We start from the raw sequence: 22674 nt of genomic DNA on the forward strand, positions 1-22674 counted from the left end.
TCTGCGCTGCCGATTAACACTGCTCGTTCAGATTAGTCCTACAGTCGTCGGTATGTTCACTACGTAACCTCTGCGCTGTACAGGTGAGGCCTCATTCCGCGGGGAACGAGCCAAGCCGTTTTTAGTGGCTCTACCCCAGAGAGTGAACCCGATGTCAGCACCCATTAACTTCGAGCTCAAACCCTTGAGCAAGATGATGAAAGTCCCAGCCATGACTGTCCTGCTGTTTGCGGCAGTGCAAACCAATGTGCAAGCCGGCCATCTGATTGGCGAGTCCAAGGTCATTGGCGCCGATGAACCGACAAATCACTGGCAACTCGATCAAAAGTCCGAGCTGACCATGAACGGCGCCCGTGCGGGCCATATCCTGGCCAACGATTCGACGCTGAATGTCAATCCCGGCAGCCTGATCGAGGATATCCGCGCGACACAGGGCTCCTCCGTCAGTCTTAACGGTGCCACGGTCAATTCCAACAACTCGACATGGGGCGCGGTGCGCCTGGATGACAGCACAGCCATCATTCGTGACAGCTCCATCACCAGCAACACCGTTGTCGGCCTGCAAGCGTTCCAGAGCTTCAACTCGCAAACGGGCGGCATTGCCCAGGTGTTCAACAGCATCATCCGCGGTGTAAAGGGTGGGGCAATAGCCAACGGCAACGCCGAGTTGCATTTCAACTAGAACACCGTGGTCGAAGGCACTGGCGCCGACAGCTATGGCGTGTTGCTTGATGGTGCAACGGCGACTGCCAGCCAGAGCAGCATCATTGGCGGCAAGAATGGCGTGCTGTTCACCAACAACCTTGGCAGCACCACTGCCGGCAAGCTGGTGCTGGACAATTCCAGCGTCGAAGGCCGCAGCGGCTCGGCCATTGTTGTCGAAGGTGAGCCTGGCGAGCCGATGGACGTTGAAATCGACGTGCGCAATGGTTCGACCCTGAGCGGCGGCAATGGCACGTTGCTGGAAGTCAACGGCGGCGCCCAGGCGAGCATGAACGTCGACAACAGCCGCTTGAACGGCAATATCATTGTCGAAGACGGTAGCACCGCGCACCTGAACCTCGACAACAACGCCGGGCTGACGGGCCAGTTGCACAATGTCAGCAGCCTGAACATCGGCGACCAGTCCTACTGGGAGTTGACCGGCGACAGCCAGGTGGGTGCCTTGAACCTGGCCGGCGGTACGGTGAAGTTCGGCGACAGCGACGCGTTCTATCAGTTGGACCTGGACAGCCTCGACGGTAACGGCACCTTTGTCATGGGCACCGATTTTGCCCGGGGTATCACCGACTTCCTGAATATCAATGGCCAAGCCAACGGCACCCACAGCCTGCTGCTTGAGGCCACTGGCGTGGAGCCGCTCAACCCTGAAGCGATTCGTATCGTGCACACCGAAGGCGGGGACGCGCAGTTCTCCCTGGCCAATGATTTCGTCGACGTGGGCGCCTACTCCTACGGCCTGAAAAAGGACGGCACCGACTGGTTCCTCGACCCGGAAAACCGTGTGATCAGCCCGTCCACCCGCTCGGTGATGGCGCTGTTCAACACCGCACCGACCGTCTGGTACGGCGAGGCGACCTCATTGCGTACGCGCATGGGCGAACTGCGTTTCGAGCCTGGTCAGGCGGGTGTGTGGATGCGCGGTTACGGCAACAAGTACAAGGTGGCCGAGAGCACTGGTGTGGGCTATGACCAGAACCAGCAAGGCTTCACCCTGGGTGCCGACATGCCGTTGGCCGACAGCCAGTGGCTGGTAGGTGTGATGGCCGGTCACAGTACCTCGGACCTGAACCTCAAGCGCGGTACGTCCGGCACCGTGAAAAGCTACTACGTGGGTGCCTATGCCACCTGGCTGGATGAGGAAAGTGGCCTGTACTTTGACGCCGTGGCCAAGCTCAACCGCTTCAACAACGAGTCCAAGGTCGGCATGAGCGACGGTACCAAGTCCAAGGGCAAGTACGCCAACACCGGTGGCGGTCTGTCGGCAGAGCTCGGGCGCAACATCAAGCTCGATGACGGCTACTTCGTCGAACCGTATGCACAATTGTCCACCGTGGTCATCCAGGGTGCCAATTACAACCTGGACAATGGCCTGCACGCCGATGGCGAGCGCACCCGCTCGATCATGGCCAAGGCCGGCGCGACGATTGGGCGTGATATCCAACTCGACAGTGGCAGTGTCGTCCAGCCGTACCTGCGGGCAGCGATGGTGCATGAGTTTGCCAACAACAATAAGGTCAAGGTGAACAACAATGTGTTCAACAACGACCTGTCAGGCTCACGCACTGAGTTCGGCGCAGGGGTTGCGGTGAAGTTGTCGCAGAACCTGCAACTGCACGCTGACCTTGAGCACAGCAGTGGTGGCCGGGTCGAGCAGCCTTGGGGCGCCAACGTAGGTATGCGTTACAGCTGGTAAAAACAGGACGCTTATTAACGCCCGTATCGAAGGATACGGGCGTTTTTTTCTCTTGCATAAGCGATCAACTGGTTAGATCAAAGTCGACTTGTATTGTATGCCTGTTGCCGTTTTCATCCGGATCGGTGGTACCGTTCAATTCACCGCCGAACTTGACAGTGCCTGCTTGCAAGCGATTAACGATCAAAGTTCCTGTGGAACACCGCATGGAGTTAGGATTCGGAGTGCCCTCAATGGCATACCAGACACTAACCTCATTGGTCTGCCACTTACTCAGATCCAGTACCTGCCCCTGACGAACGGTGTTGGGCAGCCCAATCGTGATTTTTTTCACTGTGATTGAGTTATCAGCATGTCGCGCATTAAGGCGGTACATGGCTTCTATAGGGTCATGCAGCAGTTTCAAGGTCTGAAAGTGGAGCGGTATATTATCGATACGTGCATCGAATGTGCCAGTTGCAAGAAGGAACCTGGGGTAAAGCAATTTTTTTTGCTCGGGGGTCAACTGTTGCGCTTGTTCGGTCATGATCGCTTCTCCATCGCTGATGATTGTGCGAGTAACAGAGATGTTGACGGCTCTGTCTGAGTCATGAAATAGCACCGCACCTGCGCTGTAAACTGTCAGAACTAACAGTATACGAAGACAACGACTTATGAATGATCTAATGACAATCTAAGCACGCCGCTGTTAATACTCTTTGGCACTTAGACTAACCGAACAACCCCGCCGCGATGTTGATCGAAAAACCCAGGATCGCCGTATTGAACAAAAAACCGATCAACGATTGCCCCAACACCACTTTGCGCATGGCCCGGGTAGCCACCCCCACATCCGAGGTCTGCACGGCAACGCCGATAGTGAAGGAGAAGTACAGGAAGTCCCAGTAGTTGGGGGTCAGTAGCCCTTCGGCAAAGCGCAGCGCCGGTTCCTTGCCCTCCCAGGTGTAATAGAGGCGGGCGTAATGCACGCTGAAAATTACCCCGATCAGCAACCACGAACCAATCACCGTCACCCCGGTAAAACCGTAATGCAACAGGCGTTCGGTCGTATCCAGGCCCTTGCTGCCGGCCAGGCCAACCGCAATGGTGGCCAGGCTCGCAATCGCCGCAATGCACACCATAAATAACACCAGGCCGGCGTTCTCGTCCTCGACCTCGGCGATGCGCTTGACGTCTTCGGCCTTGGCACGGATGGTCAGGCGCAGCATCAGCACCAGGTAGGTCCAGACCCCGACGTTCCAGCCGATCAGGATTTTGCTGAGGATTGAGTCGACGGGCGCCAGGATGCCGATTGCCAGTCCCAGGACGGCGGCAGCGGACAGGCGAGGGTGGGTACGGGCGAGAAAAGGCATGATGGCTCACAAACACAGGACATGTGAGCACCATAGCCTATTCCTGCAGGAGCCGGCTTGCCGGCCCCTACAGGGGGGTATCAATCTTTGCGTTTGCGCACCAGTTTCATGACGACCACAAAGAACACCGGCACAAACACCACCGCCAGCGTCGCAGTGATCATCCCGCCGATCACCCCGGTCCCAATCGCCTGCTGGCTCGCCGAACTGGCGCCGGTGGCAATCGCCAACGGCACCACGCCCAGGATAAACGCCAGCGAAGTCATGATGATCGGTCGCAGACGCAAGCGAGCAGCCTTCAATGTCGCCTCGACCAAGTCTTCGCCCTGGTCATACAAGTCCTTGGCAAACTCGATGATCAGGATCGCGTTTTTCGCTGACAGCCCGATGATCGTGATCAGGCCGACCTTGAAGAACACATCGTTGGGCATGCCGCGCAGTGACACCGCCATGACCGCGCCCAAGACCCCCAGTGGCACCACCAGCAGCACCGAAGTGGGGATCGACCAGCTTTCATACAGCGCTGCCAGGCACAGGAACACCACCAGCAGCGACAGCATCAGCAGCAGCGGCGCCTGGGAACCCGACAAGCGCTCCTGCAACGACAACCCGGTCCATTCCTGGCCCAGGCCCGCGGGCAATTGGCTGACCAGACGCTGGATTTCTTCCATTGCCTCGCCAGTGCTATGACCCGGTGAAGCTTCACCCGAAATAGCGATGGCCGGATAGCCGTTGTAACGGGTCAACTGCGCCGGGCCCTGGACCCAGCGCGCTTGGACAAACGCCGACAGCGGCACCATTTTCCCGGCGTTGTTGCGCACATGGATCTTCATCAGGTCTTCGACCTGGCTGCGCTGGTCGCCTTCGGCCTGCACCACCACGCGCTGCATGCGGCCCTGGTTGGGGAAGTCGTTGATATAGGCCGAGCCAACGGCCGAGGACAGGATATTGCCCACATCGGCAAACGACACGCCCAGGGCGTTGGCCCGCTTGCGGTCCACCTCCAACTGCACTTGCGGCGCCTCGGCCAGGGCGCTTTCGCGCACATTGGCCAGGATCGGGCTTTTTTCCGCCGCCGCCAGCAGCTCGGTACGCGCCGCCATCAACGCGGCATGGCCCACGCCGCCACGGTCCTGCAAACGGAACTCAAAGCCGCTGGAGGTGCCCAGGCCGTCCACCGGTGGCGGCAGCACGGCATAGGCCATCGCATCCTTGAGTTCGGTAAAGGCCATGTTGGCGCGATCGGCAATCGAGGCCGCCGAATCGTCGCTGCTGCGCTCGGACCAGTCCTTGAGCGTGGTAAACGCCAGCGCCGCGTTCTGCCCGGAGCCGGAGAAGCTGAAGCCCATGATCATCGTCGTATCACCAACGCCCGGCTCGGTGGCGTTGTGCGCCTCGATCTGCTCGGCCACCAGCACCGTACGATTCTTGCTCGCGCCTGGCGGCAACTGGATATCCGTGATCGTATACCCCTGGTCTTCCACTGGCAGGAACGAGGCGGGCAGGCGGCTGAACAGGAAGCCCAGGCCCACCAGGAGGACCAGGTAGATCAGCAGGTAGCGGCCGCTGCGCTTGAGGGCATAGGCGACCCAGCCTTCGTAGCGGTCGGTCAGTTGTTCAAAGCGCCGGTTGAACCAACCAAAGAACCCGCCCTTGGCATGGTGCTCGCCCTTGGCAATTGGCTTGAGCAACGTGGCGCACAGGGCCGGGGTCAAGGACAGGGCAAGAAACGCCGAGAACAGGATCGAGGTGGCCATCGACAGCGAGAACTGCTGGTAGATCACCCCCACCGAACCCGGCATAAACGCCATCGGCAGGAACACCGCCACCAGCACCAGGGTAATGCCGATGATCGCCCCGGTAATCTGGCCCATGGCCTTGCGTGTGGCTTCCTTGGGCGACAGGCCCTCCGTGACCATGATCCGCTCGACGTTCTCCACCACCACAATCGCATCGTCCACCAGGATGCCGATGGCCAGCACCATGCCGAACATGGTCAGCACGTTGATCGAGAAACCCAGCAACAGCATGGTGGCGAAGGTGCCCATCAGTGCAATCGGCACCACCAGCGTCGGGATCAGGGTGTAGCGGATGTTCTGCAGGAACAGGAACATCACCGCAAACACCAGCGCCATCGCCTCCAGCAGGGTGTAGACCACCTTGGTGATCGAGACCTTGACGAACGGCGAGGTGTCGTACGGGATCTTGTACTCGACGTTGGCCGGGAAGTAGCGCGACAGCTCATCCATCTTCGCCCGCACCAGGGTCGCGGTGCTCAAGGCATTGGCGCCGGGCGACAGCTGCACGCTGACGGCGGTGGAAGGCTTGCCGTTCAACCGCGTGGAGAACTGGTACTCCTGGCTGCCGACCTCGACCCGCGCGACGTCACCAATGCGCACGGTGGAACCGTCCGGGTTGGCCTTGAGCACAATGTCGGCAAATTCGGCGGGGGTGGAGAGCTGGCCCTTGACCAGAATCGATGCGGTGATTTCCTGGGTATTGGTGCCTGGCAAATCACCGATGCTGCCGGCCGAAACCTGGGCGTTCTGCGCGGTAATCGCGGCGTTGACGTCGGCCGGGGTCAGGTTGAAACCAATGAGTTTCTGCGGATCGATCCAGATCCGCATCGCCCGCTCGGCGCCATACAGTTGCGCCTTGCCCACACCGTCCAGGCGCTTGAGTTCGTTCATCACGTTGCGCGCCAGGTAGTCGCTGAGCGCCACGTCGTCGAGCTTGCCGTCGCTGGAGGTCAGGGTCACCAGCAGCAGGAAGCCGGCGGACACTTTCTCCACCTGCAGGCCTTGCTGGGTCACCGCTTGCGGCAGGCGCGGCTCTACGGCCTTGAGGCGGTTCTGCACATCGACCTGGGCCATTTCCGGGTTGGTTCCCGGCTGGAAGGTCGCGGTGATGGTGGCCGAGCCTAGGCTGCTCTGGGATTCGAAATACAACAGGTGGTCGGCCCCGTTGAGCTCCTGCTCGATCAGGCTGACCACGCTTTCGTCCAGGGTCTGCGCCGACGCACCGGGGTACGTCGCATAGATTTCCACTTTCGGTGGCGCGACGTTGGGGTACTGCGCCACGGGCAACTGCGGGATGGCGAGGGCGCCGGCCAGCAGGATAAACAGGGCGACCACCCAGGCGAAGATCGGGCGGTCAATAAAGAACTGCGGCATTGTCTCTGATCCCTATGATTACTGGCCGGCTGCCTGGGCGACAGGCGCGGTGCTGGCATCCACTTCGACTTTTTCACCGGGGCGCGCATGTTGCAGGCCTTCGACGATGATGCGGTCCCCGGCCTTCAAGCCGCTGTTGACCACCCAACGATCATTGACCGCTGCGCCCAATTCCACCGGTTGCTGGCTGACGTTCTGCTCGGCATCCACCAGCAACACCATGGGGATGCCGGCGCTGTCGCGGGTGATTGCGCGCTGCGGCACGCTCAGGCCTTGCTGGTCGACGGCCTGCTCCAGGCGCACACGGATAAAGCTGCCGGGCAACAGGTCGAGATCCGGGTTGGGGAATTCGCTGCGCAGGATGATCTGCCCGGTGCCGGGGTCTACGGAGATTTCCGCGAACAGCAACTTGCCCGGCAGCGGGTAGAGGCTGCCGTCATCCTGAATCAGCGTGGCCTTGGCCTGGTTTTGGCCCACTTGCTTCAAATGCCCGGCGCGGAAAGCGCGACGCAGGTCATTGAGTTCGCGGGTGGACTGGGTGAGGTCGGCGTGGATCGGGTCCAACTGCTGGATCACGGCCATGGGCGTGGCTTCGTTCTGGCCCACCAGCGCGCCTTCGGTCACCAGCGCACGGCCGATACGCCCGGAGATCGGTGCGGTGACGGTGGCATAGCCGAGGTTGAGCTTGGCACGCTGCACCGCTGCCTGGTTGGCCGCGACCTCAGCGGCCGTTTGCCGGGCGGCGGCGCGGGCGTTGTCGTAGTCCTGGGCGCTGATGGCATTGCCTTCGACTAGTTGGCTATAGCGCTGCTCTTGCAGACGCGCCTGGAAGGCATTGGCCTCGGCCTTGCGCAGGCTGGCCTGGGCACTGTCGAGGTCGGCCTTGAACGGCGCCGGATCAATACGGAACAGCACGTCGCCCTGTTTGACGTCATGGCCTTCGTTGAACACCCGTTGCAACACCACGCCTGCGACCCGGGCGCGCACTTCGGCAATGCGTGGCGCGGCAATCCGTCCGCTCAGCTCGCTGCTGATGGACAGGGGTTTGGCTTCGAGGGTTTCGATCCGTACCTTGGCCAGGGGCATTTGCGGGGCGTCGTCCGCAGAGTTGCCACAGGCACCCAGGGCCAACGTCAGTGCCAGCAGGCAAAACGGCGCAAACAGATTCTTTGACATGCTCTTATCCCAATATTGACTGGCGCATCCTACGGACGCCCCCGGCTCGGTGCTGTGAAGCTGTGTAGGTGGTGTGTGAAGAAATGTAAGGTACGGCGCACGCCGAGGCGCCTGCGTATATCCTTCACGGCCGTGGATCCTAACAAGCTCTTCTGATCAATGACGATCTAATGTGAAACTGTATTATTTGGAAGCACCATGCCCAACATCCTCCTGGTCGAAGACGACGCCGCGCTGTCCGAGCTGATTGCCAGTTACCTTGAACGCAATGGCTATCACGTCAATGTGCTCAGCCGTGGCGACCACGTACGCGAGCGGGCCAGGCTCAACCCACCGGACCTGGTGATCCTCGACCTGATGCTGCCGGGCCTGGATGGCCTGCAAGTCTGCCGCCTGCTGCGCGCCGACTCGGCCGGCCTGCCGATCCTGATGCTCACCGCCCGCGATGACAGCCATGACCAGGTGCTGGGCCTGGAGATGGGCGCCGATGACTACGTGACCAAACCCTGCGAGCCACGGGTGCTGCTGGCCCGGGTGCGCACTCTGTTGCGCCGCAGCAGCCTCAGCGAGCCACAGGCGGCCAATGACCAAATCATCATGGGCAACCTGTGCATCGACCTGTCGGAGCGCGCCGTGACCTGGCGCGACCAGGCGGTGGAGCTGTCCAGCGGTGAATACAACCTGTTGGTGGTGCTGGCCCGGCATGCCGGTGAAGTGCTCAGCCGCGACCAGATCCTGCAGCGCCTGCGCGGCATCGAGTTCAACGGCACCGACCGCTCGGTGGATGTGGCCATTTCCAAGCTGCGGCGCAAGTTCGACGACCATGCCGGCGAGGCGCGCAAGATCAAGACGGTGTGGGGCAAGGGTTACCTGTTCAGCCGTTCCGAGTGGGAATGCTGACAGCATGTTCCGGCTCCTGATCCGTCTCTACCTGCTGACCATCGTGACCTACAGCGCGGCGATCTACCTGATTCCCATGGGCATCATCGAGGTCTTCCATCATCGCTACATGAACTACAACCTCGAGCAATCCCGGGGCTTGCAGAGCCTGATCGTGCGTCAGTACCACAGCCGGCCGGTGGAGCGCTGGTCCGAGGTCACCGACCAGTTGGCCCGGGACTTTGCGCCCTTGAAGGTGCAATTGCTGCATCGCCAGGATGCCCGCTATACGCCGGCCGAGGAGCGGTTGCTGGAGCAGGGCAAACCGGTCATCCGCCTGGGGGAGTGGGGCTGGATGGAAGAAATCAGCTCGCCGCTCAATGACCAATTGGCGGTCAAGCTGACCATCCCGCCCGACCCGCTGGACATGAACCTGCTGTACTGGACCATGAACGTACTGATCGGCGCGGCGCTGCTGGGGGGCCTGTTGCTGTGGCTGCGCCCGCACTGGCGCGACCTGGAGCGCCTCAAGGCCACGGCCGCGCAACTGGGCCGTGGTCATCTGGAAGAACGCACGCACATTCCGCCCAGCTCCAACATCGGCAGCCTGGCGGCGGTGTTCGACACCATGGCCAATGACATCGAACACCTGCTCAACCAGCAGCGTGACTTGCTCAACGCCGTGTCCCACGAACTGCGTACCCCGCTGACCCGCCTGGACTTCGGCCTGGCCCTGGCGTTGTCCGAAGACCAACCGGCCGCCAGCCGCGAACGCCTGCAAGGCCTGGTGGCGCACATCCGCGAGCTGGATGAGTTGGTGCTGGAACTGCTGTCCTACAGCCGCCTGCAAAACCCGGCACAACTGCCCGAGCGGGTGGAAGTGGTGCTGGATGAGTTTATCGACAGCATCCTGGGCAGCATCGACGACGAACTGGAGAACCCCGAGATTGTGATTGATGTGGTGCTGGACTGCGCCGTGGAGCGTTTTACCCTCGACCCACGCCTCACCGCCCGCGCCCTGCAAAACCTGCTGCGCAATGCCATGCGCTATTGCGAGCGACGCATCCAGATTGGCGTCAAGGTCTGCGCCAAGGGCTGTGAGATCTGGGTGGATGACGACGGCATCGGCATCCCCGAAGAGCAACGTGCGCGGATTTTCGAACCGTTCTATCGCCTGGACCGCAGCCGCGACCGCGCCACCGGTGGCTTCGGCCTGGGCCTGGCGATCAGCCGCCGGGCCGTCGAAGCACAGGGCGGCACACTCACCGCCCAGGCCTCGCCACTGGGTGGCGCACGCCTGCGCCTGTGGCTGCCTACCTGACTGTCTGTCTAGAGCGGGCTTGTGTGGGAGCGGGCTTGTCGGATCGCCGCATCGCCGCGAAGACGTCGGCCCAGCGAACATTGATGTTGACTGACCCACTGCTTTCGCGAGCAAGCCCGCTCCCACACAAGCCCGCTGCCACATTGATGGGTGTTTTTCTGCAGTCCTGCTTTTGGCATATGCGCAGCCTTACCGCCCCTGACGCACCCTTGCTATAGTTCGGCCCTTATCAGCCGCCAGCCAAGGATCACTGCCATGTCCGAATACCAAGCCTTTGTCGTCGAACTCCACGGCAACGTCGCCCATGTGCAGATCAATCGCCCAGAAAAAATCAACGCCATGAATGCGGCGTTCTGGAGCGAAATCATCGAGATTTTCCAATGGATCGACGACACCGACGCGGTGCGCGCAGTGGTGTTGAGCGGCGCCGGCAAGCACTTTTCCTCGGGCATCGACCTGATGATGCTGGCCTCGGTGGCCAATGAGTTTGGCAAGGACGTGGGGCGCAATGCGCGCCTGCTGCGGCGCAAGATCCTGCAACTGCAAGCCTCGTTCAACGCCGTGGATAACTGCCGCAAGCCGGTGCTGGCGGCGATCCAGGGCTACTGCATCGGCGGCGCCATCGACCTGATCAGCGCCTGCGACATGCGTTACGCCGCTGACGATGCGCAATTCTCGATCAAGGAAATCGACATCGGCATGGCCGCCGACGTCGGCACCCTGCAACGCCTGCCACGCATCATCGGCGACGGCATGCTGCGCGAACTGGCCTACACCGGGCGCACCTTTGGCGCCGAAGAAGCGCGCAGCATCGGCCTGGTCAACCGGACCTTTGCCGACCACGCAAGCCTGCTGGCCGGGGTGATGGACCTTGCCGCGCAAATCGCCGCCAAATCGCCGATTGCCGTGACCGGCACCAAGGCCATGATCAGCTACATGCGTGACCACAGCATCAACGACGGCCTGGAATACGTTGCCACCTGGAACGCTGCTATGTTGCAATCCAACGACCTGCGCGTGGCCATTGCGGCCCATATGAGTAAGCAGAAACCCGAATTCGTGGATTGACTGAACATGACCCCAGGCTGGATTACCACAACGCTGCTGGACAACGACGCCCCCGGCGGCTGGGCTGTGGCCCGCAGCCGCGAAGGCTTTTTGGTGGATGACAACGGGCCGCTGTTTCCCAGGGAGTGGCTCAAGCGCCAGGACCTGCCAGTGTTGGCCGAGCATGGCATTGGCCATCTGGACGGCGAGCCTGTGTATCTGCTGGAGCTGAACAGCCCCGGCGACGTGCCAGGTTGCCGCTGGCAAGGCTTGCGGGCGTTTATGCTGCAAGGCGATCACCGCCTGTACAAAGTCCTGGGCTATGCCGCACAAATCGGCACCTGGGCCCGCGAGCACCGCTTTTGCGGCAGTTGCGGGCAGGCGATGGTGCAGGTGCCCCGCGAGCGCGCGATGTTCTGCAAGGCGTGCGACCTGCGCAGTTACCCGCGTATTTCACCGAGCATGATTGTGCTGATCACCCGTGGCGATGAGATTCTGCTGGCCCGTTCGCCGCGTTTCGTCACTGGGGTCTACAGCACCCTGGCCGGGTTTGCCGAGCCCGGGGAGTCTGCCGAAGACTGCCTGATCCGCGAAGTGCGCGAGGAAGTGCAGGTTGAAGTGCAGAACATCCAGTACGTGGGCAGCCAGTGCTGGCCGTTCCCCCATTCCATGATGCTGGGCTTTCACGCCGAGTACGCCGGGGGCGAGATCGTGCCCCAGGCCGATGAGATTGAAGATGCGCAGTGGTTCAACATCCACCAGTTGCCGCCGCTGCCGGCCTCGCGCTCGATTGCCCGCTACCTCATCGACCTGTATGTGGCGCGCCGTCTAGGCCACGCTGAACCAGTGCTGCCAGGCTAGGCGCACGGTCAGGCCGAGGACCACGGTGATAAACACCGGGCGAATGAATTTGGCGCCGCCGCTGATGGCACTGCGAGCGCCAAAGAACGCGCCCACCATCACCGACAGGCCCATGCTCAGGCCGACAATCCAGTCCACCGAACCGTTGAAGATAAACACCGACAACGCCGCCGCGTTGCTGACGAAGTTCATGCTGCGCGCCACGCCGCTGGCCTTGACCAGGTCCACCGGGTACATCAGCAGCGTGCTGACGGTCCAGAACGCCCCAGTGCCGGGGCCCGCCACACCATCATAGAAACCCAGGCCGAAGCCTTGGGTCGACTGCCATTTCTTCTTGATCGGCGCATCGGCGTCCAGCGGCGCCTTGGGCGTGCCGCCAAACAACAGGTAGATGCCGCAGGCAAAGACGATCACCGGCAGCATCTTGTTCAGCCACTCGGCGGGCAAGTAATGGGCAACGACGGCCCCAACCAGCGCGCCGACCAGCGTGCCGACGATGGCATGCACCCATTGGCGCGGGTGGAACAGCTTGCGCCGGTAGAAGGTAAAGCTGGCGGTGGCCGAGCCGAAGGTCGAACTCAGTTTGTTGGTGCCCAGCACCAGGTGGGGCGGCATGCCGGCGGTGAGCAGGGCCGGGGTGGTGAGCAAGCCGCCACCGCCGGCAATGGCGTCGATAAAACCGGCAATAAAGGCAACCACGGCGAGGATGGCCAGGGTGGTGAGGTCAACGCTGAGTTCAAAAGGCATGGAGGCGACTTATTTTCGGCGAGGCGCAGAAAGGGGCTGCGCGAAAGTCCGATAGCTTACCTATAACCGATTGTCAGGGCGACTGTTGCGACACACCCGCGCAGGTGCGGTAGGTGTTGTGCCAGCAACAGTGATCCAACAAACCATCCACCAAGGCAACATTGCCCGGCCCAGGCTCGCAGGGGCCAAACGCCCGTGCCACGTGGCTTGGCCCACACTGGCACGCTTGCTGCTCCACCACTTGCACAATCTTTGTGTGCGAGGTACCGAGCCATGACTCAGCAAGCCGTGAAATTTGCCTATTGGGTGCCCAATGTCAGTGGTGGCCTGGTGGTTAGCAAGGTCGAACAACGTACCGACTGGGGCATCGACTACAACCGCAAGCTGGCCCAACTGGCCGAGGAGGCAGGGTTTGAGTACGCCTTGACGCAAATCCGCTTCACCGCCGGCTACGGTGCCGAATACCAGCATGAATCCGTGGCCTTCAGCCACGCGCTGCTGGCCGCCACCCGCAAACTGAAGGTGATCGCGGCGATCCTGCCGGGCCCCTGGCAGCCGGCGTTGGCGGCCAAGCAGCTGGCCACCATCGATCAACTGACCGATGGCCGGGTGGCGGTGAACATCGTCAGCGGCTGGTTCAAGGGCGAGTTCCAGGCCATTGGCGAGCACTGGCTGGAGCATGACGAACGCTATCGGCGCTCCGAAGAGTTCATCCGTGCCCTGAAGGGTATCTGGACCCAGGATGACTTTACCTTCAAGGGTGATTTCTACCGTTTCAACAATTACACCCTCAAGCCCAAGCCCCTGGGGCAACCGCACCCGGAGATTTTCCAGGGTGGCAGCTCCCGTGCGGCACGGGATATGGCGGCGCGGGTGTCGGACTGGTATTTCACCAACGGCAATACGCCGCAGGGGATCAAGGCCCAGGTCGATGACATCCGGGCCAAGGCCGCCGCCAATAACCACTCGGTCAAGATCGGGGTCAACGCATTTGTGATCGCCCGTGACACCGAAGAAGAGGCCCAGGCGGTGTTGGCCGAAATCATCGACAAGGCCGACCCGGACGCGGTCAACGCCTTTGGTGATGCGGCCAGGCAAGCAGGCAAGGCATCGCCTGAAGGTGAGGGCAACTGGGCCAAGTCCAGCTTCGCTGACCTGGTGCAGTACAACGACGGTTTCAAGACCAACCTGATCGGCACGCCCCGGCAGATCGCCGAGCGCATCGTCGCGCTCAAGGCGGTGGGGGTGGACCTGGTGCTGGCGGGCTTCCTGCATTTTCAGGAGGAGGTGGCGTATTTTGGCCAGCGCGTGCTGCCCCTGGTGCGCGAGCTGGAAGCCAAGGCCGCGGCGGCCGGCAGCGCCAAGGCGGCGTTACCGGTATAGCACCACTGCCGCACGCAGTTGGTTGTTGCCAAAGCGGCACATCCGCTCGAACTCCCCATGGCTGACCGGCAGGTGCTGGCAGTCCATGGGCTGGCGGTGCTGGCTATGGTCCACGTCGGGATCATGCAGGTAGACAAACTCTTGATCGCAGTCGGTCACGATCACCCAATGCGGTGACTTGGAGCGCGTCAGCCGGTAACTGCTGATCAGCACCAGCGGCTGGCCGCCGCCGTCCAGGACCTGCGGCAGGTCCAGCGCACCGCCAAATACCTGCTGCACATTGCTGCGGGCCAACTCATCCGCGAATCCCTCATGCACCAGGCGCATCACCTCTTTTTTATGCAGGTTGCGCACGCCATCGAGAAACAGCGGCCCACGCACGTTGACCTGCATGCGTACAGCAAACCCCCGGCGCCACGCGGCCAGGGCCAGGCCCTGGGGGCTGCAACCGCCGTGGCCGGCGGTCATGAACACGGTGGTTGCTTCGCGCCAGATCTGCAGTTCTTCGCGGCGCAGCGACTCACGCCCAGGTAACAGGGCCCCCATGGCCATCAGCAAACAGGCAGCGCCGCAGGTAAAGTCAGTGGTCTGCTGGTAGTAGGGGACACTCAAGGCGCGGGCGTGCGCGGGCTGGAGGATACGTTTTTCCAGGCGCAGGGCGTCGGTATGGTCGGCGTAATAGTCGTTGATCAGGGCAAAACGCCGGTAGCCAGCGCGCTCATACAACGCGATGGCGCCTGGGTTATCGGTGCGTACCTCAAGGCGCAGGTACGCACAGTCGTGGGCCACGGCGCAGGCTTCGATGCGCGCCAGCAACTGCCGGCCCAGGCCCATGCCCCGGGCCGGCGCGGCAATGGCCAGGGAGTACAGGCGCGCCAACGAGGTGCCGCGATGGAACAGCACCAGGGCATAACCGACCAATTGCCCGGCATTTTCGGCCACCAGCAACTGCGCGTGGGCACGGCTGATCATCCACTGGAAACTGCGGGCAGACAGCCGGTCAGTGGTGAAACAGTGCTGCTCCAACATTACCAATGCTGGCAAGTCTTCGAGGGTTGCAACGCGAAAGGAAAGAGTCATATAACCGCCGTAAAAGTTGCGTAACTAAACGAGACTTCTGTGAAAGATCGTGCTTAATAGAAAAGGTCAAGTTCTCTAGCGGATCAATCAATATGTCAGCGGTACAAAGTCATTGGCGAGAAGTATCCGAGCAAACCGTCTCGGCGACAATAACTTCCAGCGGATATTTTTCTACCCCGCCCAAGAGCCCAAGCCAAGTCGTGATTATTGTTGAACGCAAGGAAGACTGGGCCTCGTACTTCCCTAGCGAAGATATAGTCACCGCCCAGGAATACCTCGAACACTCCCGGGAAAACGAGGCGGGCAAACGGGTCCAGGTGATCAACCTGTGCCGCAGCTACAAGTACCTGGGGCATGGTTACTACTGCTCGCTGCTGGCCGAGGCGCGGGGGCACAAGGTGATTCCGTCGGTGCGCACCATCAGCGAGCTGACAAAGAAATCCTTGTATGGCCTGGCCCTGGATGACCTGGATAAAACCCTCGATAAAGCGTTGAGTCATCACCTTTACAGCAATACCGAAGGTTTTACCCTGACACTTTATTTCGGTCGGACCAATATTGAACCGTTGCAGGATTTGGCCCGGCAGTTATTTGAGGCTTTCCCGTGTCCGATCCTGTTAGTTGAGTTTCGTAAACATAACGGCTGGCATATCGAAGGTATCAAGTCTGGAGTCTTACATAAGTTGCGCGATGATCAGGAAGATCAATTCGCCCATGCCCTGGACAACTTCAGTCGCCGGATCTGGCGCCAACCCCGTTCGCGGCGGCTGGCCCGTTATGACCTGGCGATCCTGCATGATCCCCAGGAGCAATTACCGCCGTCCAATGCCAAGGCCCTGGAAAATTTCGTGCGGGTGGGCAAGGGCCTGGGGATCGATGTGGAGTTGATCGAACGCAAGGACTACGCGCGGCTGGCCGAATACGACGCCTTGTTGATTCGTGAGACGACCAGTGTCGACAACCATACCTACCGCTTCGCCAAGAAAGCCGAGAGTGAAGGGCTGGTGGTAATGGATGACCCGGCGTCGATCCTGCGCTGTACCAATAAGGTCTACCTCACGGATATGCTCAAGAGCCATCAATTGGGCATGCCCGCCACCGAGATTCTGTACAAGGAGCGACCGCAAGATTTCGAACGGGTCGGCGAGCGCCTGGGCTTCCCTCTGGTGCTGAAAATCCCCGACGGTTGTTTCTCCCGGGGGGTGATCAAAGTGGAAAGCCAGGAGGCGCTGCTGGCCGCCACGGCCGAGCTGTTCGAACACTCGGTGCTGCTACTGGCCCAGGAGTTTTTCTATACCGAGTACGACTGGCGCATTGGCGTACTCAACCGCAAGCCGATCTTTGCCTGCCAATACTTCATGTCCAAGGGCCACTGGCAGATCTACAACCACAAGGCCATCGGCCAGGATATCAACGGCGAATGCCGGACCCTGGCGGTGCACGAGGCCCCCAAGGCCGTCGTGGAACTGGCAGTCAAGACCGCCAACCTGATCGGCGATGGCTTGTACGGCGTGGACTTGAAGCAGTCCGGCGACAAAGTGGTGGTGATCGAGGTCAACGACAACCCGAACATGGACGCCGGGATCGAAGACGCCTACTTGCAGGACGACCTGTACTCCCTGGTGCTGGAAGAGTTCGTGCGCCGCCTGGAGCTCAAACGCCAGGGCCAGGTCTGGTGATCTGCTTTGAGCTCAACGAGGGCGCGCTACGCCGCACCGAGCGCGACAATGCCGAGATCCTGCTGTTCAACAATCCCGACAGCGATGAGCGTGAATTGCTGCGCGAGCGCTATAAAGTCGATGAGCACGCGCTGGCGTCGGCACTGGACCCGGACGAGGTGTCGCGCATCGAGTTCCACCCAGACAACCTGTTTCTGATCTGGAAGCGCCCGCAAAACTACTCCGGGGGCAGCAACCTGGTGTTTGAAGTGTCGTCCTGTGGCTTGCTGTTTTCCCCCGACCGCCTGCTGGTGATTGCTACCGACGACAGCCAGTTGTCGGGCCTCGGCGCGCGCCGACCGCTGCATACACCGCTGGACGTGTTGCTGGACCTGCTGCTGAACAACATCCACCACTACCTGGGCCACCTCAAGGTGATCAAGCTGGTCGCCCGCGAGTTGCAGCAGCAGTTCAACGCCTCCATGAGCAATCGCCACCTGATGCAGATGTTCAGCCTCAGCGAGAGCCTGATCTATTACATCAACGCGCTGCACAGCAATGGCGCGGTCTTGACGCGCTTGCGCAACCACGGCGAAAAAGAACACTTCAGCGCGCAGACCCTGGGCCTGATCGACGACCTGATCATCGAGAACAACCAGTGCTACAAGCAGGCGGAGATCTACTCCAACGTGTTCTCCGGGCTGATCGATGCCCGGGGCAACCTGATGAACAACAGCATGAACAACCTGCTGCGCAAGCTGACGCTGATCAACGTGGTGTTCCTGCCGCTGAATCTGATCGCCAGCATTGGTGGCATGTCCGAGTTCAGCATGATGACGGCGGGGACGCCGTGGTGGGTGGCGTACCCGTTGTTTTTGCTGGCAATGGCGTTGGGCGCGGCGGGGATGGTGCTGGGGCTGCGGCGGATTGCCAAGGGCGGCGGCAAAGCGGGGTGACCGGGCCCCGCATTCGCGTCGGTGCAGGCGGGCTTAGGCGCCGGCCTGCAGGGTCAACACTTCAAAACCCTCTGCGGTGACGGCCACCGTATGTTCCCACTGGGCCGACAGGCTGTTGTCACGGGTCACCACGGTCCAGCCATCCTTGAGGCTGCGCACCTTGGCGCTGCCCTGGTTGAGCATCGGCTCGATGGTGAACACCATGCCTTCGCGCAGGGTCAGGCCGGTGCCTGGGCGGCCGAAGTGCAGGATTTGCGGCTCTTCATGCATTTCCCGGCCAATCCCATGCCCGCAATACTCGCGCACCACACTGTAGCCATTGGCCTGGGCGTGGCTCTGGATCGCATGGCCGATATCCCCCAGGCGGGCGCCGGGCTTGACCTGGCGGATACCGGCCCACATCGCCTCGAAGGTCTGCTCCACCAGGCGCCGGGCCTTGGGCGCGACGGCACCGATCATGTACATCTTGCTGGAGTCGGCGATAAAGCCGCCTTTTTCCAGGGTGATGTCGATATTGACGATATCGCCATCCTTCAACACGTCCTTGGCACTTGGCATGCCATGGCACACCACCTCGTTGATGGAGGTGTTGATGCTGAAGGGGTAGTCGTACTGCCCCAGGCTGGCGGGGCGGGCTTGCAGGTCCTGGCGGATAAATGCCTCGACGGCTGCATCCAGTTCCAGGGTGGTCTGGCCGGCCGCGACCCGGTTGTCGAGCAGGGTGAACACCTGGCCCAGCAGGCGCCCGGCTTCGCGCATCACGGCAATCTGTGCAGGGGTCTTGGTCATCAGCTGCGCCCCCGGATCAGGTCGGGCTTGTCGAGCAACAGTTTGTTGATCAGGTCGTTGTAGGCCAGGTGCGGATTGAGTTCGGCCAGCAGGCCGATCTTGATCCAGAACTCCGCCTGGGCGTTGATAGAGCGGTCCATCGTGGCGCTGGCCAGTCGGATTTGTTCATGCAGTTGGTCGGTGATCTTGACGATGCCCATGGGGTTCACTGTGTAGAGTTTATATACAAAGCGTATACGTTTCGTATATTGCTCGTAAACCCCGGTGTTGACTTGCCCAGGACCGGCGGTTAGTTTTGTTGCATGACATTACAAACCTATCGTTCCCAGCCAAGCATTATTACCGCCATTCCTCATTTGGCGGGATAGCGATCGGCTGTACCCAAACCCGCCCTAGAGGCGGGTTTTGTTTTTCCGTCTCCAGGGCTCTGTCAAACGCCAGGAGACACCCATGAGTAGCCCGCTGCCGCAGTCCACCGCCGACGATGGATTGCTTGAGCATTACGTGAAGAAAATCCTCGCCGCGCCGGTCTACGACCTGGCGGTACGCACGCCGTTGCAGGCCGCCCCGGCGCTGTCGGCGTTGCTTGGCAATCAGATCCTGCTCAAGCGCGAAGACCTGCAGCCGACGTTTTCCTTCAAGATTCGCGGCGCCTACAACAAGCTGGTGCAGCTTGGCGAGGCGCAAAAAGCCTGCGGGGTGATCACCGCCTCGGCAGGCAACCATGCCCAAGGCGTGGCATTGGCGGCGCGTGAGCTGGGGATCAAGGCGACGATTGTGATGCCCAGCACCACACCCGAATTGAAAGTACTTGGCGTGCGTTCGCGGGGCGCCGACGCGGTGTTGCACGGCGCCAGTTTCCCGTTCGCCCTGGCCCACGCGTTGCAGTTGGCCGAACAGTCGGGCGCGACCTTTGTGTCGCCGTTCGATGATCCCGACGTGATTGCGGGGCAGGGCACCGTTGCCATGGAAATCCTGCGCCAGCAACAAGGTGCACTGGACGCGATATTCGTGCCCGTGGGCGGTGGTGGCTTGATCGCCGGCATCGCGGCCTACATCAAGTATTTGCGCCCGCAAGTGCGGGTCATAGGCGTGGAGCCTGAAGGCTCCAGTTGCCTGCTGGCGGCCTTGCGTGCAGGCGAGCGGGTGATATTGCCCAGCGTCGACAGCTTTGCCGATGGCACCGCAGTGGCGCAGATCGGCGCCTACGGCTTTGAAATCTGCCGCGAGCATGTCGATGAAGTGATCACCGTCAGCAACGATGAACTGTGCAGCGCGATCAAGCTGATCTACGACGACACTCGCTCCATCACCGAGCCCTCCGGTGCCCTGGCGGTTGCCGGGATCCGCCGCTATGTGACACGCACCGGGGCCAGGGGGCAGACGCTGGTGGCGATCAACTCCGGGGCCAACATCAACTTCGATAGCTTGCGCCACGTGGCTGAGCGAGTGGCGGCGCAACAGCACAGCCTGAATGTAGGCGTTGTCGAGCCTTAGCGAGGCTACGATGGCGCCAGCAACTACACCTCGTCCATTGTGGGAGCGGGCTTGTCGGATCGCCGCATCGCCGCGAAGACGTCGGCCCAGCGAACATTGATGTTGACTGACCCACTGCTTTCGCGAGCAAGCCCGCTCCTACATCTGATGTGAGGCGCTACTGCACCCTGGCCTTCTCGACGGTGCTCGATGCCGACCAGATGCGGTAACGCACTTCGACATCTTTTGGAACATATATGACGATGGGTAACTTGCTGTTGTAGCGCAGCACAAAACCGTCGCCGACCACCGGCACAAAGTCCTCGCGGGTCTTGCCTTCGGGGCAGGCCATCATGGTGCTCATGGGGCCGCTGACCTTCTCCAGGCGGTAGAACGGATAACCCCAGCCCTCGAGGTTTTTCTCTTCCAGTACACCACCCAGTCGCTGCTGGTTGCAGTCCACAGGCAAGGTTTTACCGGCGAGGATTTCGACCTTGAAGTCCTGCTCCTGGGGCTTTGCGGGCAAGTGGATGACCTGGCGAACCTGCCCGGCATCGGCCTTGGGGTAGGGCGCGATATCTTCAAGCTTGGCGGCATGGGCCTGGGCGGCCAACATGCTCATGGCCAGTACGCAAAGGATGTTGAGTGCAGAAGAAGTCATGGGACGTCCTTATCTTGGGGGGCGCTGAAACGGTCACTGCCACGCTGCACGCCAACGTCCGGCCGTGCAAACCAGCAGCAACTTATATAAGGGTTGCTGGTGCTTATGAGGAAAGGATCCTACGCCAAAAAACACAAGGAGTAGGCTTTGCAATGGAACGTGCCTGCCAGGGTTGGCAAGGCAGCGGTCAGACTATTGATATCTATAAAAATTCATTGGCGGTCTCAAAAAAAGGAGAGGTTCAGCCATGCTTTCGGAATTGGAACTACGCGGCCTTATTGAAGGAAGCTTCCTGCCCAGGCGTTGTGAATGCATCAAGGCCCAGGATGCGTCGTTGACCATCAGAATCTACGACGACGATGGCACCAACATGACTGTCACCGGCATCCAGGCCGATAAACTCGACAGCAGTCGTGCCATCTGTAACTTGATCACGACGCTGCGTGGAGACCTCCATCACGCCCACGCACCCGCCCCGCGCAGGGCCGGCGCCAGGCTCTACTGATCAGCCCACGTTGGGCTTGCGGGCCTGGATAAACCCCAGGCCCAGCACCAGCTCCGTGCCCACGGCCAACAGAATCCCCGGGCCAGCATGCCCCTTGAGCCATTCGCCCATCCCCAATGCGGCCAACCCCAGGCAACCGACAATAAAGCCGGACACCAGCGCGCTGCGCGTGGGTGACGGGGCGGTATGACGCAGGCGATAAAACATGATGCCGATTGCCAGGAACAGCATGGCATTGCGGCGCGCCACCAGGCCGCTGGCATCGGTGTATTGCACCCCCCAGAGCCACAGCAGCAGGTCGGGCCGCACACCCCAGGCAATCGCCAGGGCCAGGCATAGCACGGCAGTGAAGGTGGCGAGTGAGTGGAAGCTGAGGCGCATGGCGAGTCCTTTCGGCCGTTTCAGAAGGGCCCAAGAATAAGCTGTGCGGCAAGCCTCAGACAAATCCGATACGGCACGTTCCCATCTCGCTGCTAGTGTTTCGCCAAATCTGTCGGCAGTGGCTGAGGTAGTGCGTGCAACAAAAAATCGCAGCAGAGTTTCTCGGCACCTTCTGGTTGACGTTCGGCGGCTGTGGCAGCGCCATCCTGTCGGCCGCGTTTCCCGGCCTGGGCATCGGGTTTGCGGGGGTAGCGCTGGCGTTTGGCCTGAGTGTGCTGACCATGTCCTACGCGGTAGGCAGTATCAGTGGTGCGCATTTCAACCCGGCGATCACCGTTGGCTTGTGGGTCGCAGGGCGTCTACCGGCAATGGATGTGTTGCCCTACATCATTGCCCAGGTCGCCGGGGCGACGGTTGCGGCGGCGATCCTCGCGCTGGTCGCCAGTGGCCGGCCGGGGTTTGAAATCGGCGAGTTCGCCGCCAATGGCTATGGCGCCTTGAGCCCGGGGCAGTACAGCCTGCTGGCTGCGGTGGTGGTGGAAAGCGTGGGCACCTTCTTCCTGGTGTTTATCGTCATGCGGGTGACAGCGCCCGGGTTTGCGCCGATAGCCATCGGCTTGACGCTGACCCTGATTCACCTGGTGTCGATCCCCGTGACCAACACCTCGGTCAACCCGGCCCGCAGCACCGGCCCGGCACTGTTTGCCGGCGCCGATTACCTGAAGCAACTCTGGCTGTTCTGGCTGGTGCCCCTGGCCGGGGGCATCCTTGGGGCCATGGTGGCCAGGGCCGTACGGGAGCGGCCGTGAGCCG

Annotated in this window: 22 protein-coding genes; 12 read left to right on the plus strand and 10 right to left on the minus strand. The window is 61.2% G+C overall.

The window, feature by feature from the left end:
• The first annotated feature begins 151 nt into the window (after positions 1–151).
• Positions 152–682 carry a hypothetical protein gene (locus HBO19_RS28695; RefSeq protein WP_346266483.1) on the plus strand — a complete coding sequence of 177 codons (531 nt, stop codon included), beginning with the start codon at positions 152–154 and terminating at the stop codon, positions 680–682.
• 6 nt (positions 683–688) lie between these two features.
• Positions 689–2416 (plus strand): autotransporter outer membrane beta-barrel domain-containing protein, encoded by a 1728-nt coding sequence (locus tag HBO19_RS08575; RefSeq protein WP_346266484.1) that lies wholly within the window; start codon positions 689–691, stop codon positions 2414–2416.
• A gap of 64 nt (positions 2417–2480) precedes the next feature.
• Here the strand turns inward: HBO19_RS08575 and HBO19_RS08580 are convergent, their stop codons facing one another.
• The 4 genes from HBO19_RS08580 to HBO19_RS08595 all read right to left on the minus strand — a co-directional run bounded on the left by HBO19_RS08580 (position 2481) and on the right by HBO19_RS08595 (position 8117).
• A complete protein-coding gene (locus HBO19_RS08580; protein WP_170041348.1) occupies positions 2481–2942 on the minus strand; it encodes a hypothetical protein in 462 nt (153 codons plus the stop codon).
• A gap of 184 nt (positions 2943–3126) precedes the next feature.
• On the minus strand, positions 3127–3768 hold the full coding sequence (locus HBO19_RS08585; RefSeq protein WP_170041349.1) for a DUF1345 domain-containing protein: 642 nt from the start codon (positions 3766–3768) through the stop codon (positions 3127–3129).
• An 80-nt stretch (positions 3769–3848) separates the two neighbouring features.
• The gene (locus HBO19_RS08590) at positions 3849–6941 is read right to left on the minus strand and encodes an efflux RND transporter permease subunit (RefSeq protein WP_170057285.1); all 3093 of its coding nucleotides are present in this window, start codon (positions 6939–6941) and stop codon (positions 3849–3851) included.
• Between the two features lie 18 nt (positions 6942–6959).
• Positions 6960–8117: an efflux RND transporter periplasmic adaptor subunit gene (locus HBO19_RS08595; protein WP_169951855.1), complete on the minus strand. Its 1158-nt coding sequence runs from the start codon at positions 8115–8117 to the stop codon at positions 6960–6962.
• 198 nt (positions 8118–8315) lie between these two features.
• Here HBO19_RS08595 and HBO19_RS08600 point away from each other — a divergent pair, with 198 nt between their 5' ends.
• The 4 genes from HBO19_RS08600 to nudC all read left to right on the plus strand — a co-directional run bounded on the left by HBO19_RS08600 (position 8316) and on the right by nudC (position 12225).
• Complete coding sequence (locus tag HBO19_RS08600; RefSeq protein WP_170057286.1) at positions 8316–9017, plus strand: response regulator transcription factor; 702 nt, start codon at positions 8316–8318, stop codon at positions 9015–9017.
• Between the two features lie 4 nt (positions 9018–9021).
• Positions 9022–10317, plus strand: a complete 1296-nt coding sequence (locus tag HBO19_RS08605) for an ATP-binding protein (RefSeq protein WP_169951851.1) — start codon at positions 9022–9024, stop codon at positions 10315–10317.
• A 255-nt stretch (positions 10318–10572) separates the two neighbouring features.
• On the plus strand, positions 10573–11385 hold the full coding sequence (locus HBO19_RS08610; RefSeq protein WP_169951849.1) for a crotonase/enoyl-CoA hydratase family protein: 813 nt from the start codon (positions 10573–10575) through the stop codon (positions 11383–11385).
• A gap of 6 nt (positions 11386–11391) precedes the next feature.
• Positions 11392–12225 (plus strand): NAD(+) diphosphatase, encoded by an 834-nt coding sequence (gene nudC, locus HBO19_RS08615; RefSeq protein WP_169951847.1) that lies wholly within the window; start codon positions 11392–11394, stop codon positions 12223–12225.
• Here the strand turns inward: nudC and HBO19_RS08620 are convergent.
• Positions 12193–12972: a TSUP family transporter gene (locus tag HBO19_RS08620; RefSeq protein ID WP_029291538.1), complete on the minus strand. Its 780-nt coding sequence runs from the start codon at positions 12970–12972 to the stop codon at positions 12193–12195. The two genes, nudC and HBO19_RS08620, sit on opposite strands and share 33 nt — an antisense overlap.
• Positions 12973–13245: 273 nt before the next feature.
• Here HBO19_RS08620 and sfnG point away from each other — a divergent pair, with 273 nt between their 5' ends.
• Positions 13246–14355 carry a dimethylsulfone monooxygenase SfnG gene (gene sfnG / locus HBO19_RS08625; protein ID WP_170057287.1) on the plus strand — a complete coding sequence of 370 codons (1110 nt, stop codon included), beginning with the start codon at positions 13246–13248 and terminating at the stop codon, positions 14353–14355.
• On the opposite strand, the gene HBO19_RS08630 is transcribed toward sfnG, so the two are convergent.
• Positions 14344–15435 (minus strand): GNAT family N-acetyltransferase/peptidase C39 family protein, encoded by a 1092-nt coding sequence (locus tag HBO19_RS08630; RefSeq protein ID WP_170057288.1) that lies wholly within the window; start codon positions 15433–15435, stop codon positions 14344–14346. The two genes, sfnG and HBO19_RS08630, sit on opposite strands and share 12 nt — an antisense overlap.
• Positions 15436–15527: 92 nt before the next feature.
• On the opposite strand from HBO19_RS08630, the gene HBO19_RS08635 reads away from it, so the two are divergent.
• On the plus strand, positions 15528–17114 hold the full coding sequence (locus tag HBO19_RS08635; protein ID WP_178121143.1) for a RimK family protein: 1587 nt from the start codon (positions 15528–15530) through the stop codon (positions 17112–17114).
• On the plus strand, positions 17108–18049 hold the full coding sequence (locus HBO19_RS08640) for a magnesium transporter CorA family protein (RefSeq protein WP_169951979.1): 942 nt from the start codon (positions 17108–17110) through the stop codon (positions 18047–18049). Before HBO19_RS08635 ends, HBO19_RS08640 begins: the two co-directional genes overlap by 7 nt.
• Before the next feature lie 33 nt (positions 18050–18082).
• Here HBO19_RS08640 and map read toward each other — a convergent pair whose 3' ends face one another.
• Positions 18083–18838 (minus strand): type I methionyl aminopeptidase, encoded by a 756-nt coding sequence (gene map, locus HBO19_RS08645; RefSeq protein ID WP_170057289.1) that lies wholly within the window; start codon positions 18836–18838, stop codon positions 18083–18085.
• A complete protein-coding gene (locus HBO19_RS08650; protein WP_169951839.1) occupies positions 18838–19038 on the minus strand; it encodes a ParD-like family protein in 201 nt (66 codons plus the stop codon). Before HBO19_RS08650 ends, map begins: the two co-directional genes overlap by 1 nt.
• A gap of 250 nt (positions 19039–19288) precedes the next feature.
• Between HBO19_RS08650 and ilvA the strand changes: the two genes are divergently transcribed.
• The gene (gene ilvA / locus HBO19_RS08655; protein WP_170057290.1) at positions 19289–20335 is read left to right on the plus strand and encodes a threonine ammonia-lyase, biosynthetic; all 1047 of its coding nucleotides are present in this window, start codon (positions 19289–19291) and stop codon (positions 20333–20335) included.
• Between the two features lie 157 nt (positions 20336–20492).
• On the opposite strand, the gene eco is transcribed toward ilvA, so the two are convergent.
• Complete coding sequence (gene eco / locus HBO19_RS08660; RefSeq protein WP_170057291.1) at positions 20493–20975, minus strand: serine protease inhibitor ecotin; 483 nt, start codon at positions 20973–20975, stop codon at positions 20493–20495.
• 247 nt (positions 20976–21222) lie between these two features.
• Here eco and HBO19_RS08665 point away from each other — a divergent pair, with 247 nt between their 5' ends.
• Positions 21223–21480, plus strand: a complete 258-nt coding sequence (locus HBO19_RS08665) for a DUF1652 domain-containing protein (protein WP_169951832.1) — start codon at positions 21223–21225, stop codon at positions 21478–21480.
• On the opposite strand, the gene HBO19_RS08670 is transcribed toward HBO19_RS08665, so the two are convergent.
• Positions 21481–21861 (minus strand): hypothetical protein, encoded by a 381-nt coding sequence (locus HBO19_RS08670; protein ID WP_169951830.1) that lies wholly within the window; start codon positions 21859–21861, stop codon positions 21481–21483.
• 134 nt (positions 21862–21995) lie between these two features.
• Here HBO19_RS08670 and aqpZ point away from each other — a divergent pair, with 134 nt between their 5' ends.
• Positions 21996–22670: an aquaporin Z gene (aqpZ, locus tag HBO19_RS08675; RefSeq protein ID WP_170057292.1), complete on the plus strand. Its 675-nt coding sequence runs from the start codon at positions 21996–21998 to the stop codon at positions 22668–22670.
• Positions 22671–22674 lie beyond the last annotated feature (4 nt).

The sequence above is a fragment of the Pseudomonas sp. WS 5021 genome (assembly GCF_012985535.1).
Lineage (GTDB): Bacteria > Pseudomonadota > Gammaproteobacteria > Pseudomonadales > Pseudomonadaceae > Aquipseudomonas.